Consider the following 14,758-nt stretch of genomic DNA (forward strand, 5'->3'; position numbering starts at 1 on the left):
GAGGGAGAGATGGGGACAAGGGAGAATAATTTCAAGCGAGAGCAGGTGATCCTGCTCTCGTTTGCTTAAAAACGAATCTTATGACGCCCGGCAAGGGAGTGTGACAGCGTGGTGCCATCGACCATTTCCAGTTCGCCGCCAACCGGTACGCCATGAGCGATTCGGCTGGCTTCCACGTCATATTGCGCACAAAGCTCGGCAATGTAGTTAGCGGTAGCTTCACCTTCAACCGTGGGGTTGGTGGCGAGGATCACTTCAGTGATTTTTTCCTCTGCCAGACGCTGTTCCAGGCGATCAAGGCCGATGTCATCCGGACCGATGCCGTCCAGCGGCGACAGGTGCCCCATCAACACAAAATAACGACCTGAAAACTGCCCCGTCTGCTCAATGGCGTAAATGTCCGCCGGACTCTCCACCACGCAGATTTGACCGTTTTCCTGACGACGCGGATTCGAACAGATGTTACAGACTTCCTGTTCGGTGAAAGTGCGGCAATCGGCGCAGTGGCCGATTTCCGACATCGCCCGGGTGAGCGCCTGCGCCAGACGCATCCCGCCGCTACGATCGCGCTGAAGCAGCGTGAACGCCATACGCTGCGCCGACTTCGGGCCAACGCCCGGCAGACAGCGCAGTGCTTCCATAAGCTGTGTTAACAGCGGGCTGGTTTGCATCAGAACGGCATCTTAAAGCCAGGCGGCAGCTGCATTCCGGAGGATACAGAGGCCATTTTTTCTTTCTGCGTTTCTTCAATACGACGTGCTGCGTCGTTGAATGCTGCAGCCACCAGGTCTTCCAGCATCTCTTTGTCGTCTTCCAGCAGGCTCGGGTCGATCTCTACGCGACGGCAGTTGTGTGCACCGTTGATGGTCACTTTTACCAGACCTGCGCCAGATTCGCCGGTGACTTCCAGCTGCGCGATCTCTTCCTGCATTTTCTGCATTTTTTCTTGCATCTGCTGGGCTTGCTTCATCAGGTTACCCAGACCGCCTTTACCAAACATAGGTTTCTCTCTCAATCACGTTAAGGATGACGAACGTAAGCTGTGCTTACGATCAAATGGGGCGGATACTTTCTTCATCCAGCTCCGCATCGAAGAACCGACGCAGGGTCTGAATATTATTATCCGCAATAATGGACTCGCGCGCCTGCGCAAGTTTTTCTTCGTATATCGCCTGACGCCACTCCAGCGGCGTACGCACCGCGGGATTATCATCTTCAACGATAGTCAGTTCAACCGTTGAACCTTTTAACGTGCTCAACGCTTCAGCCAGTTTTTGCTGTGCACCGCGGTTGTTCAAATGCCGCTGAGAGGAGCGCAAATGCAGACATACTGCGTTGTCGCTCTCCTCTTTCCAGGCATTTAAGGCCACCTGTTCGACCAGTTTTGGTAGCGAAAGTTGACTCACCTGTGCCGCCCACGCGTCGCGCTCAATGGCTTCTGCCGCCAGCTTCGCCGCCAGTTCCGGCGTTTTTTCATGTTCCAGCGCTTTTTTCAGCGCCTTCGGCGTGGCGACCACTTCTTTTTGCTGCATCACTGGAGTGGTAGCCTTCCAGCGATACGCTTCTTTTTTGGCTGGCGCTTTTTCCAGCGCCGATGGCACCGGACGCGCCTGAACGCGATCGGTGACCGAAGCCAGTCTTTCCAGCGCAGCGTTATTCACCGGCCGCGCGCGGGTAGCGGCTGCCGGTTCACTCTTTTTTGCTTTGGTTGCTCCCTGCACGCGCTGCAACTGCTGGCGCGCCGCCAGCACCTGGCTGGTGGTTTCCGGGAGCGGTACAGTCGGTGCCTGCTGCGGCGCTGATTGCGGTTGCGGCGGCACCTGGGTTGGCGTCATTACTGCCGTTGGCGCGACGGGCGCAAAGGACTGGCGTGGCACTTCTGGCTCAGGCAGAGGCATACGTGGATGGAACGCCAGCGCGCGCAGCAGCGTCATCTCAACGCCCATGCGGCGGTCCGGCGCATACGGTAATTCTTTGCGACCAATCAACAGCGTCTGATAGTAAAGCTGAATATCCGTCGGCGGTATGGTGCGCGCCAGTTCACGCATCCGCAGCTCAATGGCGGCCATGTCGTTGCCAAGTGCAGCAGGCGAAAGTTGTACCATCGCAATACGATGCAACAGGCCGAGCATTTCCACCAGCAACGCTTCCCACTCGATACCACGGGCAGCGGCTTCATTAATCAGCGCCATTACGCGCTCGCCGTTGGCCTCGACCATCGCTTCAACCAGCGACAGCGCCTGATCGTCGTCAAGCGTACCCAGCATCGCACTGACTGCCTGGGTTGAAACCTGGCCGTCACCGCTGGCAATCGCCTGGTCGGTCAGACTTAAGGCATCTCGCAGGCTGCCTTCAGCGGCGCGCGCCAGCAATTGCAACGCCCGCGGCTCGTGAGCGATATGTTCTTCGTTGAGGATGTGCTCAAGTTGATGGCGAATTTGCTCGACATCCAGCGCCTTGAGATGAAATTGCAAACAGCGCGACAAAATCGTCACCGGCAATTTCTGTGGATCGGTCGTCGCCAGCAGAAACTTAACGTGCTCCGGCGGCTCTTCAAGGGTTTTTAACAGTGCGTTAAAGCTGTGGCGCGACAGCATATGCACTTCGTCGATCAGATAAACTTTGAAACGACCACGCGCCGGAGCGTACTGGACGTTATCCAGCAGGTCGCGGGTATCTTCAACTTTGGTGCGCGAGGCGGCGTCGATTTCAATCAGATCGACAAAGCGCCCCTGCTCGATTTCACGACAGTTATCGCACACGCCGCACGGCGTCGCGGTAATGCCGGTTTCGCAGTTTAGCCCCTTCGCCAGCAGTCGGGCGATAGAGGTTTTTCCGACGCCACGGGTACCGGAAAAAAGATAAGCATGATGAATACGCCCTAACGACAAGCCGTTCGCCAGTGCGGTCAGCACATGTTCCTGGCCGACGACGTCAGCAAAGGTTTGTGGGCGCCATTTTCGGGCTAAGACCTGATAACTCATTGGCAGGCTCTGAAACGCTGGAAGGTGGATTCACGAAGGGGTAATGCTAACACAGCCCCGTCAGAACGGCGAGGCTGAATGCACATCTTGTGCTGTCCGTAGCGTGGGCAGCACAAGACTGGCGATAATTAATGGCCCGGGAACGGGACAAGGCTGTAGCTGGTAATGCCCTGTTTTTCGAGACGCTGTTCGCCGCCGAGATCGAACAGGTTGATAATGAACGCAGCGTCAGCCACTTCACCACCCAGACGACGGATCAGTTTAACGGTCGCTTCGATAGTGCCGCCGGTTGCCAGCAGATCGTCCACCACCAGAACTTTGTCGCCCGGTTTGATGGCATCAACGTGGATCTCCAGCTGATCGGTGCCGTATTCCAGGTCGTAAGTTTCACTGATGGTTTCACGCGGCAGTTTGCCCGGTTTACGGACCGGTACAAAGCCAACGCCCAGACCCAGAGCTACCGGAGCGCCAAACAAGAAGCCACGCGCTTCGGTGCCGACAACTTTGGTAATGCCCGCATTTTTGTAACGCTCAACCAGCAAGTCGATGCTGAGAGCGTAAGCTTTCGGGTCTTCCAGTAAGCTGGTGACATCGCGGAAAAGAATGCCGGGTTTTGGGTAGTCCTGAATGCTTTTGATGCTATTTTTGAGATACTCAAGCTGCTGTGCAGTCGCGGTCATAAGTGTATGCCTGCTTGTTACGGTGGTACTCACGGCGCGTTTTAAACGTATCAAAAGTAACAGTTGTTTAACCTTTGACCGCCTGCGCCTGTGCTCGAAAACGCCAGAATGTACTGGCTGTACGCAATAATTGCAACTGCGAATGTTGTGCTTCAGTGCTTTTCTTGCTTTTCATCAATCACCGGAATTCGCCACATATAGAAAAGCAAACAGGCGAGAATTACCAGCAACATGATGCGCACCCATGGCATCTGGACGAACCACAGAGAAATGGCAAACGTGAGCAAAATAAGCAAAATCGCCCGCGGTTTGACGCCGCGCGGCATCGCATGATGTTTCTGCCAGAAACGTAGATAGCTGCCAAACCATGAGCGGTACAGCAACCAGGCGTGAAAGCGCGGGGAAGAACGGGCAAAGCACCAGGCCGCCAGCAGGATAAACGGCGTCGTCGGTAATACCGGTAATACCACGCCCAGCGTACCCAGCACTACCGCCAGCCAGCCAATGATGATTAAAATGATTCGTTGCATATTGAGTGTTGTCAGCTTACAGAGTGGCTACTTTAGCATAACAATTATCATTTTCATTGAGGTCTTATCGTGAAAACCGCCCTGCTGCTGGAAAAACTGGAAGGACAGCTCGCTACGCTGCGTCAGCGTTGTGCCCCGGTAGCGCAATTTGCCACGCTAAGTGCCCGTTTTGACAGACACCTTTTTCAAACCCGTGCGACAACACTGCAGGCTTGTCTCGATGAGGCGGGCGATAATCTGGCTGCGCTTCGTCATGCAGTTGAGCAGCAACAGCTGCCGCAAGTGGCCTGGCTGGCGGAACATCTGGCGGCACAACTGGAAGCCATCGCGCGTGAAGCCTCCGCCTGGTCATTGCGCGAGTGGGACAGTGCGCCACCGAAAATTGCCCGCTGGCAGCGTAAACGTATTCAGCATCAGGATTTTGAGCGGCGGCTACGTGAGATGGTTGCCGAACGCAGAGCCCGCCTGGCGCGGGTGACCGATCTCGTGGAACAGCAAACGCTGCATCGTGAAGTGGAAGCCTATGAAGCGCGCCTGGCACGCTGCCGCCATGCGCTGGAAAAAATCGAAAACAGGCTAGCGCGCTTAACCCGCTAGCAATGGAGAGAGTATGTCACTGGAAAATGCCCCTGACGATGTCAAACTGGCTGTCGATTTGATTGTGCTGCTGGAAGAAAATCAGATCCCAGCCCGCACCGTGCTGCGCGCGCTGGATATTGTAAAACGCGATTATGAAAAGAAATTAACGCGCGATGATGAGGCGGAAAAGTGAGAAATAAATGGGGCCGCTAAATGTCCCCTAAGATTGTGGGCAAACGCAAAACTGCCTGATGCGCTACGCTTATCAGGCCTACACCGCTCCTGCAATACATTGAATTCTTGCGGTTTCGTAGGCCGGATAAGGCGGTCACGCCGCATCCGGCATGAACAACGCGCACTTTGTCAGTAATCTCGGGGCAACTAAATGTCGCCCCCTTTGGTTATTACCCTACCGCTGGCGTCGGGTCATCGCCTTTGTAGTCGCGTTTGACTTCCGTCACCTCATCGCCCTTCTCGTTGTGCAGATGCACTTCAAGCTGGTTAAAGGCAATGTTGATGTCGTTTTCACGGCACAGCTGATCGATAGTACGGTTCAGCTCATCGACAGTACGACTACGGTCACGCAGTTCACGCACATACAGACGCAGCTCATGATCCAACGTGCTGGCACCAAATGCCGTAAAGAAGACTTCCGGCATTGGTTCGTGCATCACCCTTGGGTGCTCAGTCGCCGCCTTCAGTAACACTTTACGCACTTTTTCCAGATCGGAGCCATAGGCCACGCCGAGACGGATCACCAGACGCGTAGTAGTGTCAGTCAACGACCAGTTGATCAGACGCTCGGTAACAAACGCTTTGTTCGGGATGATCACTTCTTTGCGATCGAAATCGGTAATCGTTGTCGCACGAATACGGATCTTACTTACCGTCCCCGAGAAGCTACCAATGGTTACCGTATCACCAATACGCACCGGACGTTCGAACAGGATGATCAAACCAGAGACAAAGTTACCGAAGATCTCCTGTAAGCCAAAACCAAGACCTACGGATAATGCTGCCGCCAGCCACTGGAGTTTATCCCACGAGACGCCCAGCGATCCGAACACCGTCATCGCACCAACGGCAATAATGATGTAGTTAAGGATGGTAGTAATGGCATACGACGCGCCCTGACGCATATTCAGTCGCGAGAGCACCAGCACTTCCAGTAAACCAGGCAGGTTGCGAATCAACGCCCAGGCCACCATTGAGGCGATAATCGCAAACAACAGACTGCCCATGGTGACGTTTTTCACCACCGCAGCGCCAGCTTCAGTGCCGTTGTAATGCCAGAGCGTGATGCTGTCGAGATAGCTGAACACGGTGATCAAATCGGACCAAATTGCCCAGAACATGACACCGAACAGCGCAAACATCAGCAACATGGTAATACGCAGCGTCTGCTGGTTAACCTGTTCCAGTGCAATGGTGGGTTCTTCCGGCGGTTCGGCACCTTCTGCGCCCTCTTTCACCAGATTCTGCCGACGCGCCAGCGCACGACGCCAGGCGATACGCCGCGCCGCTACGCTTAAGCCGCGCAATACCGTCTGGTACAGCAGGTTCCAGATGATCACCAAATAAACGGTTTCAATCCAACGCCCGGAGAGGCGCAGCGTGGTGTAGAAATAACCCGTGGCGGTCAGCACCATCAACGCAATCGGGATAATCGACAGTACGGTAATGGTGACCAGTCGCATGGTGTGCGACTCTTTATCACGCCAGCTTTCGCGGCACATCGGCCACACCAGGAAGGCAATCAGCAGCAAGTTGAAGAAAATCATCGCCTGCCCCAGCACATCATCCATCAGATGCAGCGGGGAAAGTTCTGCCACCACAGACCAGAAATGGATAGGCAGCAACGCGAGACTGATGCGGACAATTTGCCGACGCCAGTGGCTGGTCTGCTGTTCCGGCATGCCGAAGTGACGCACGGCAACGCCGTTTTTCTCCAGTACCTTCCAGCACAGGCCAAACACCAGCCAGAAAATCGCCAGTTTTTTGCTGAACGACCATAGCAGTTCGCTGATGTTGAGCTGCATGGTCAACAGAATCAGGCCAACCGCGAGAATAATCAGGCACACCGGCAGCGCACGGATCAGGTCGATAAGGATCGCTTTTGGTGTGTTGAGCTGGCTGTCGTTACGCAGGGAACCCACAGCGGAAGCCAGTTTTTGTTGATACGCTTTCAGCCAGCCCAGACGCCAGTGGATCAGCCCGGCAATCAACAGCAGCGGCAAACCAGCGAGGAAAGCGATAAAAACGGCAGGCCAGGCTTTTTCCCAGTTCACCGTGATTTTCATCGACTTAAATTCATCTCTCAGGCTTTGCGGGAACGCTTTGATCCAGTCCCAGTCCATTGGACGGTTACTGTTCACCCAAAAGATTTGCTGAGTCAGGATGGATTTCAGGTTTTTCGACACACTCATTAACTGCTGCTGGTTGATTTGCAGGTTAATGGCCATCATCAATTGGTTACCCAACTGTTTGTTAAGCTGATCCAGCAATTCGCGACGCATATCAACTACTTGCAATAACGCATCGTGAACTTCGCTGTTAACTTCGTTGGCATGACCTTCCTCCAGCTTGTTAACGAATGCATCGCTCTGGAAGAGTGCGTCACGCTGCTGGTTGACTTCAAACTGTTCGAGACGCAAATCCGCGATACGGTTGGTCATGTTTTCCAGTTCATCCGCCGAGGGCAGCGTTTGTTGTTGCTGGTAAAGGATACGAGACAACAGCAGGCTGCCTTTCAGGACAGAAATCTGCTCTTTGATATTACGTTCCGATTGCAGCGCCCGCTCAAGCCAGTTTTTAACTTTGATGTTTTGCTGCATCAGCTGATTACCGTTTTCGGTAGCGGTAATCAAACGCTGACTCAACTGCTGGTTTATTTCCAGCTCCTGCTTCACCAGCGGATTAGCCTGAATACGCGCGGCTTCATCCGGGGAGACGGCTTCCTGCGCCGTTTTTTCGGTTAAAGTCAGACGCTTGCTGTTTACTGCTTCTTGCAACAGCTGCAACTGGTGCTCCAGACGGGCGCTGTTCGCCGTCACGTAATCCCGTTGCTTTTGCAAGGTATCCTGCAAGACGGTGTTCCCTTCCAGGCTTTTACGCTGCTGGTCAATCTCGGCATTCAGCAAAGCCTGCTGAGCCTGCATTAACACTTTCTGGCTGGGACGTAAGGCAGTCTCGCCGACATCAGTCCCGTCCAGACGACTGCGAATTTGTTGCAGCTGCTGCGAAGCGTTATACATCGCATTTTGCACACGTTCGGGCTGCGTCTGTAACGAAACCAGCTGGCTGTTATAAGACGCCAGATCGTTTTGTGCGTTTTGCAAATCGTCCAGCGCCTGGGCAACGCGAGTTTCCAGCTGGCGCAACGAAAGCGTGCTCAGAATTTTGCGCGTTTCTTCGTCGTTATCGACATCGCTAAGTGCTGTTAACGCCGCGGTCGCCTGGCGCATTTTTTCCGGCGCTTCAGCGACTTTTTGCCGTAGCTGAACTGTCTCTTCTTTTACGCGATCGATTTTATCGAGGGTGGCTAATGTATCTGTCAGATCCTGCTGCACCAGTTTGTCCTGAGCAGAAAGATCTTTTTGTTTATTCAGTGAGTCAAGTTGTGCCTGCAGGTCCGCTTTTGTCGGCAGATCACCATTCGATGACGCCCGCGCAAACGCCGTGTTCTGGCATAACAAGACAAAAACAAAAGCAATAAATGCTGAAAAAACAAAATGCCGTGATCGTTTGTAATACTGGAACATAGTCATGATGAATGAAGGTTTCTGAACCTGAAGAACGACCTGAAAAAGTCAAACCGCAAGAATATCACGACGCAGTGAACCAGAATAGCAACGACGAAAATGTCCAGGAAAAATCCTGGAGTTAGATTCAGGGTTATTCGTTAGTGGCAGGATTACGAAGCGTGGGGCACAGGAGATACATCTCCAGTAAGATGGCGACGTAATCGCGGGCTTCTTTTTTAAGATCAAAAGATTGCGGGGCAAAGAGCCAGTTTTCCATCAGGCCGGAAATATAGCCGCGCATAATAATTGCTGCGCGACGCGTCATTAAATCCGCAGGCAACATTTTCGCTTCAATACAATGTTTTAACGTTTGTTCTATACGGTCATAACTTTCCAGACAGAGATTACGTTGTGCCTGTTGCACAACAGCCATTTCTCCGACAAATTCGCATTTGTGGAATATAATCTCCATCAATAATCGACGCCGTTCTTCTGTCACCGTGGATTCAAGAACATGAATTAATATCTCTCTTAATACTGAGAGTGGATCGCCAGGGAATTTTGCCTGATACTCAAGCTCTAGTTCACCAATATTGGATTCTGACAGTTCCCAGATCTCACTGAACAAATCCGACTTGTCTTTAAAATGCCAGTAGATTGCACCGCGCGTAACGCCAGCTGCTTTTGCAATCTCACCCAGCGAGGTGGATGATACCCCCTGCTGTGAGAAAAGACGTAGAGCCACATCGAGGATGTGTTGGCGCGTTTCTTGCGCTTCTTGTTTGGTTTTTCGTGCCATATGTTCGTGAATTTACAGGCGTTAGATTTACATACATTTGTGAATGTATGTACCATAGCACGACGATAATATAAACGCAGCAATGGGTTTATTAACTTTTGACCATTGACCAATTTGAAATCGGACACTCGAGGTTTACATATGAACAAAAACAGAGGGTTTACGCCTCTGGCGGTCGTTCTGATGCTCTCAGGCAGCTTAGCCCTAACAGGATGTGACGACAAACAGGCCCAACAAGGTGGCCAGCAGATGCCCGCCGTTGGCGTAGTAACAGTCAAAACTGAACCTCTGCAGATCACAACCGAGCTTCCGGGTCGCACCAGTGCCTACCGGATCGCAGAAGTTCGTCCTCAAGTTAGCGGGATTATCCTGAAGCGTAATTTCAAAGAAGGTAGCGACATCGAAGCAGGTGTCTCTCTCTATCAGATTGATCCTGCGACCTATCAGGCGGCATACGACAGTGCGAAAGGTGATCTGGCGAAAGCCCAGGCTGCAGCCAATATCGCGCAATTGACGGTGAATCGTTATCAGAAATTGCTCGGTACTCAGTACATCAGTAAGCAAGAGTACGATCAGGCTCTGGCTGATGCGCAACAGGCGAATGCTGCGGTCACTGCGGCGAAAGCTGCCGTTGAAACTGCGCGGATCAATCTGGCTTACACCAAAGTCACCTCTCCGATTAGCGGTCGCATTGGTAAGTCGAACGTGACAGAAGGCGCATTGGTACAGAACGGTCAGGCGACTGCGCTGGCAACCGTGCAGCAACTTGATCCGATCTACGTTGATGTGACCCAGTCCAGCAACGACTTCCTGCGCCTGAAACAGGAACTGGCAAATGGCACGCTGAAACAAGAGAACGGCAAAGCCAAAGTGTCGCTGATCACCAGTGACGGCATTAAGTTCCCGCAGGACGGTACGCTGGAATTCTCTGACGTTACCGTTGATCAGACCACCGGGTCTATCACCCTACGCGCTATCTTCCCGAACCCGGATCACACTCTGCTGCCGGGTATGTTCGTACGTGCACGTCTGGAAGAAGGGCTTAATCCAAACGCTATTTTAGTCCCGCAACAGGGCGTAACCCGTACGCCGCGTGGCGATGCCACCGTACTGGTGGTTGGCGCGGATGACAAAGTGGAAACCCGTCCGATCGTTGCAAGCCAGGCTATCGGCGATAAGTGGCTGGTGACAGAAGGTCTGAAAGCAGGCGATCGCGTAGTAATAAGTGGGCTGCAGAAAGTGCGTCCTGGTGTCCAGGTAAAAGCACAAGAAGTTACCGCTGATAATAACCAGCAAGCCGCAAGCGGTGCTCAGCCTGAACAGTCCAAGTCTTAACTTAAACAGGAGCCGTTAAGACATGCCTAATTTCTTTATCGATCGCCCGATTTTTGCGTGGGTGATCGCCATTATCATCATGTTGGCAGGGGGGCTGGCGATCCTCAAACTGCCGGTGGCGCAATATCCTACGATTGCACCGCCGGCAGTAACGATCTCCGCCTCCTACCCTGGCGCTGATGCGAAAACAGTGCAGGACACGGTGACACAGGTTATCGAACAGAATATGAACGGTATCGATAACCTGATGTACATGTCCTCTAACAGTGACTCCACGGGTACCGTGCAGATCACCCTGACCTTTGAGTCTGGTACTGATGCGGATATCGCGCAGGTTCAGGTGCAGAACAAACTGCAGCTGGCGATGCCGTTGCTGCCGCAAGAAGTTCAGCAGCAAGGGGTGAGCGTTGAGAAATCATCCAGCAGCTTCCTGATGGTTGTCGGCGTTATCAACACCGATGGCACCATGACGCAGGAGGATATCTCCGACTACGTGGCGGCGAATATGAAAGATGCCATCAGCCGTACGTCGGGCGTGGGTGACGTTCAGTTGTTCGGTTCACAGTACGCGATGCGTATCTGGATGAACCCGAATGAACTGAACAAATTCCAGCTAACGCCGGTTGATGTCATTACCGCCATCAAAGCACAGAACGCCCAGGTTGCAGCTGGTCAGCTCGGTGGTACGCCGCCGGTGAAAGGCCAACAGCTTAACGCCTCTATTATTGCTCAGACGCGTCTGACCTCTACTGAAGAGTTCGGCAAAATCCTGCTGAAAGTGAATCAGGATGGTTCCCGCGTGCTGCTGCGTGATGTGGCGAAAATTGAGCTGGGTGGTGAGAACTACGACATCATCGCAGAGTTTAACGGCCAACCGGCTTCCGGTCTGGGGATCAAGCTGGCGACCGGTGCAAACGCGCTGGATACCGCTGCGGCAATCCGTGCTGAACTGGCGAAGATGGAACCGTTCTTCCCGTCGGGTCTGAAAATTGTTTACCCGTACGACACCACGCCGTTCGTGAAAATCTCTATTCACGAAGTGGTTAAAACGCTGGTCGAAGCGATCATCCTCGTGTTCCTGGTTATGTATCTGTTCCTGCAGAACTTCCGCGCGACGTTGATTCCGACCATTGCCGTACCGGTGGTATTGCTGGGGACCTTTGCCGTCCTTGCCGCCTTTGGCTTCTCGATAAACACGCTAACAATGTTCGGGATGGTGCTCGCCATCGGCCTGTTGGTGGATGACGCCATCGTTGTGGTAGAAAACGTTGAGCGTGTTATGGCGGAAGAAGGTTTGCCGCCAAAAGAAGCTACCCGTAAGTCGATGGGGCAGATTCAGGGCGCTCTGGTCGGTATCGCGATGGTACTGTCGGCGGTATTCGTACCGATGGCCTTCTTTGGCGGTTCTACCGGTGCTATTTATCGTCAGTTCTCTATTACCATTGTTTCAGCAATGGCGCTGTCAGTACTGGTGGCGTTGATCCTGACTCCGGCTCTTTGTGCCACCATGCTGAAACCGATTGCCAAAGGCGATCACGGGGAAGGTAAAAAAGGCTTCTTCGGCTGGTTTAACCGCATGTTCGAAAAGAGCACGCACCACTACACCGACAGCGTAGGCGGTATTCTGCGCAGTACAGGGCGTTACCTGGTGCTGTATCTGATCATCGTGGTCGGCATGGCCTATCTGTTCGTGCGTCTGCCAAGCTCCTTCTTGCCAGATGAAGACCAGGGCGTATTTATGACCATGGTTCAGCTGCCAGCAGGTGCAACGCAGGAACGTACGCAGAAAGTGCTCAATGAGGTAACGCATTACTATCTGACCAAAGAAAAGAACAACGTTGAGTCGGTGTTCGCCGTTAACGGCTTCGGCTTTGCGGGACGTGGTCAGAATACCGGTATTGCGTTCGTTTCCTTGAAGGACTGGGCCGATCGTCCGGGCGAAGAAAACAAAGTTGAAGCGATTACCATGCGTGCAACACGTGCTTTCTCGCAAATCAAAGATGCGATGGTTTTCGCCTTTAACCTGCCCGCAATCGTGGAACTGGGTACCGCAACCGGCTTTGACTTTGAGCTGATTGACCAGGCTGGCCTTGGTCACGAAAAACTGACTCAGGCGCGTAACCAGCTGCTTGCAGAAGCAGCGAAGCACCCTGATATGTTGACCAGCGTACGTCCAAACGGTCTGGAAGATACCCCGCAGTTTAAGATTGATATCGACCAGGAAAAAGCGCAGGCGCTGGGTGTTTCTATCAACGACATTAACACCACTCTGGGCGCTGCATGGGGCGGTAGCTATGTGAACGACTTTATCGACCGCGGTCGTGTGAAGAAAGTTTACGTCATGTCAGAAGCGAAATACCGTATGCTGCCGGATGATATCGGCGACTGGTATGTTCGTGCTGCTGATGGTCAGATGGTGCCGTTCTCGGCGTTCTCCTCTTCTCGTTGGGAGTACGGTTCGCCGCGTCTGGAACGTTACAACGGCCTGCCATCCATGGAAATCTTAGGCCAGGCGGCACCGGGTAAAAGTACCGGTGAAGCAATGGAGCTGATGGAACAACTGGCGAGCAAACTGCCTACCGGTGTTGGCTATGACTGGACGGGGATGTCCTATCAGGAACGTCTCTCCGGCAACCAGGCACCTTCACTGTACGCGATTTCGTTGATTGTCGTGTTCCTGTGTCTGGCGGCGCTGTACGAGAGCTGGTCGATTCCGTTCTCCGTTATGCTGGTCGTTCCGCTGGGGGTTATCGGTGCGTTGCTGGCTGCCACCTTCCGTGGCCTGACCAATGACGTTTACTTCCAGGTAGGCCTGCTCACAACCATTGGGTTGTCGGCGAAGAACGCGATACTTATCGTCGAATTCGCCAAAGACTTGATGGATAAAGAAGGTAAAGGTCTGATTGAAGCGACGCTTGATGCGGTGCGGATGCGTTTACGCCCAATCCTGATGACCTCGCTGGCGTTTATCCTCGGCGTTATGCCGCTGGTTATCAGTACTGGTGCTGGTTCCGGCGCGCAGAACGCAGTAGGTACCGGTGTAATGGGCGGGATGGTGACCGCAACGGTACTGGCAATCTTCTTCGTTCCGGTATTCTTTGTGGTGGTTCGCCGCCGCTTTAGCCGCAAGAATGAAGATATCGAGCACAGCCATACTGTCGATCATCATTGATACAACGTGTAATCACTAAGGCCGCGCAAGCGGCCTTTTTTATGCATAACCTACGAACATTAAGGAGTCATTGAACCACCAACTCAGGATCTCATACGAAAACCAGTATTAAACACGTATAAAATTCATAAAAAATACTGATTGTTAGTTAATTTATATTAAGTAGCGCTAATAGATTTAATAATCCATAATCATTTAGAGGCTATTCTTAATTATTTGCGGTAATTCTTTATTCATTCCTCGGTTATTACGTCATATTCAGAGCAATCCTGGTATTAGTGTTACCAATTTCATCTGGCGATAATCCTGAAATGTTATGAACAGTTCGAGCAAACTGCTTTTACCTGCTGCGGGTTAGTGCTAGTATGAAAAAGTAAGTCCTGTCCCGCTTCCTTCCTAATTGTAATTTTTCGTAATAATGCGATGAAAACCTGCAAAGAGTGGCTTATAGTTAAGCTAACAAACGAGAGGGCAAGTCCAGGTCAGTAAGTTTTTTCCATCCCGAAAGGTGTCCGTTAGTTCAACCGCTAAGAAGGGGACGCGTTATGGATGAATACTCACCCAAAAGACATGATATCGCACAGCTTAAGTTTCTCTGTGAAACCCTGTATCATGACTGTCTTGCAAACCTTGAAGAAAGCAATCATGGCTGGGTTAACGACCCAACCTCGGCGATCAACCTCCAGTTGAATGAACTGATTGAGCATATTGCGACCTTCGCACTTAATTACAAAATTAAGTATAATGAAGACAATAAGCTCATTGAGCAGATCGACGAATATCTGGATGACACCTTTATGTTGTTCAGCAGTTATGGTATTAATATGCAGGATCTTCAGAAATGGCGGAAGTCAGGTAATCGACTATTCCGTTGTTTTGTCAATGCGACGAAAGAGAATCCTGCGAGTTTATCTTGTTAGAATTATTACAACCATG

At 52.3% G+C, this 14,758-nt stretch carries 12 protein-coding genes and 1 other annotated feature; of the genes, 5 read left to right on the top strand and 7 right to left on the bottom strand.

All coding sequences use genetic code 11. From position 1 onward, the window contains the following. Positions 1–65 precede the first annotated feature (65 nt). The 5 genes from recR to ACJHYW_RS15400 form a co-directional block, all read right to left on the bottom strand. Complete coding sequence (gene recR, locus ACJHYW_RS15380) at positions 66–671, bottom strand: recombination mediator RecR (RefSeq protein WP_001195025.1); 606 nt, start codon at positions 669–671, stop codon at positions 66–68. Continuing rightward, entirely contained in the window at positions 671–1,000 is a 330-nt protein-coding gene (locus ACJHYW_RS15385; RefSeq protein WP_000467098.1) for a YbaB/EbfC family nucleoid-associated protein, read from the bottom strand. The genes recR and ACJHYW_RS15385 overlap by 1 nt, the downstream gene beginning before the upstream one ends. Before the next feature lie 52 nt (positions 1,001–1,052). After that, on the bottom strand, positions 1,053–2,984 hold the full coding sequence (gene dnaX, locus ACJHYW_RS15390; RefSeq protein ID WP_000122008.1) for a DNA polymerase III subunit gamma/tau: 1,932 nt from the start codon (positions 2,982–2,984) through the stop codon (positions 1,053–1,055). After that, positions 1,656–1,720, bottom strand: a sequence feature (DnaX frameshifting element). Its footprint overlaps the gene before it by 65 nt. Before the next feature lie 128 nt (positions 2,985–3,112). Then, the gene (gene apt / locus ACJHYW_RS15395) at positions 3,113–3,664 is read right to left on the bottom strand and encodes an adenine phosphoribosyltransferase (RefSeq protein ID WP_000127356.1); all 552 of its coding nucleotides are present in this window, start codon (positions 3,662–3,664) and stop codon (positions 3,113–3,115) included. Positions 3,665–3,816: 152 nt separating this feature from the next. After that, positions 3,817–4,194, bottom strand: a complete 378-nt coding sequence (locus tag ACJHYW_RS15400; protein WP_001188905.1) for a DUF454 family protein — start codon at positions 4,192–4,194, stop codon at positions 3,817–3,819. A 69-nt stretch (positions 4,195–4,263) separates the two neighbouring features. On the opposite strand from ACJHYW_RS15400, the gene priC reads away from it, so the two are divergent. Continuing rightward, a complete protein-coding gene (gene priC / locus ACJHYW_RS15405; RefSeq protein WP_000844848.1) occupies positions 4,264–4,791 on the top strand; it encodes a primosomal replication protein N'' in 528 nt (175 codons plus the stop codon). Between the two features lie 13 nt (positions 4,792–4,804). Beyond that, positions 4,805–4,966 carry a pleiotropic regulatory protein RsmS gene (gene rsmS / locus ACJHYW_RS15410; protein WP_000051146.1) on the top strand — a complete coding sequence of 54 codons (162 nt, stop codon included), beginning with the start codon at positions 4,805–4,807 and terminating at the stop codon, positions 4,964–4,966. 211 nt (positions 4,967–5,177) lie between these two features. Here rsmS and mscK read toward each other — a convergent pair whose 3' ends face one another. Then, positions 5,178–8,540 (bottom strand): mechanosensitive channel MscK, encoded by a 3,363-nt coding sequence (mscK, locus tag ACJHYW_RS15415; RefSeq protein WP_000177750.1) that lies wholly within the window; start codon positions 8,538–8,540, stop codon positions 5,178–5,180. 127 nt (positions 8,541–8,667) lie between these two features. After that, the gene (gene acrR / locus ACJHYW_RS15420; protein WP_000101737.1) at positions 8,668–9,315 is read right to left on the bottom strand and encodes a multidrug efflux transporter transcriptional repressor AcrR; all 648 of its coding nucleotides are present in this window, start codon (positions 9,313–9,315) and stop codon (positions 8,668–8,670) included. Between the two features lie 141 nt (positions 9,316–9,456). Here acrR and acrA point away from each other — a divergent pair, with 141 nt between their 5' ends. The 3 genes from acrA (at position 9,457) to tomB (ending at position 14,742) form a co-directional block, all read left to right on the top strand. Further along, positions 9,457–10,650, top strand: coding sequence for a multidrug efflux RND transporter periplasmic adaptor subunit AcrA (acrA, locus tag ACJHYW_RS15425; protein ID WP_001295833.1), 1,194 nt, complete (start codon positions 9,457–9,459; stop codon positions 10,648–10,650). 22 nt (positions 10,651–10,672) lie between these two features. After that, positions 10,673–13,822, top strand: a complete 3,150-nt coding sequence (gene acrB, locus ACJHYW_RS15430) for an efflux RND transporter permease AcrB (RefSeq protein WP_001132469.1) — start codon at positions 10,673–10,675, stop codon at positions 13,820–13,822. 545 nt (positions 13,823–14,367) lie between these two features. Then, positions 14,368–14,742, top strand: a complete 375-nt coding sequence (tomB, locus tag ACJHYW_RS15435; protein WP_000344800.1) for an Hha toxicity modulator TomB — start codon at positions 14,368–14,370, stop codon at positions 14,740–14,742. The last annotated feature ends 16 nt before the right edge of the window (positions 14,743–14,758 follow it).

The sequence above is a fragment of the Escherichia sp. WS3063 genome (assembly GCF_046486595.1).
Lineage (GTDB): Bacteria > Pseudomonadota > Gammaproteobacteria > Enterobacterales > Enterobacteriaceae > Escherichia > Escherichia coli.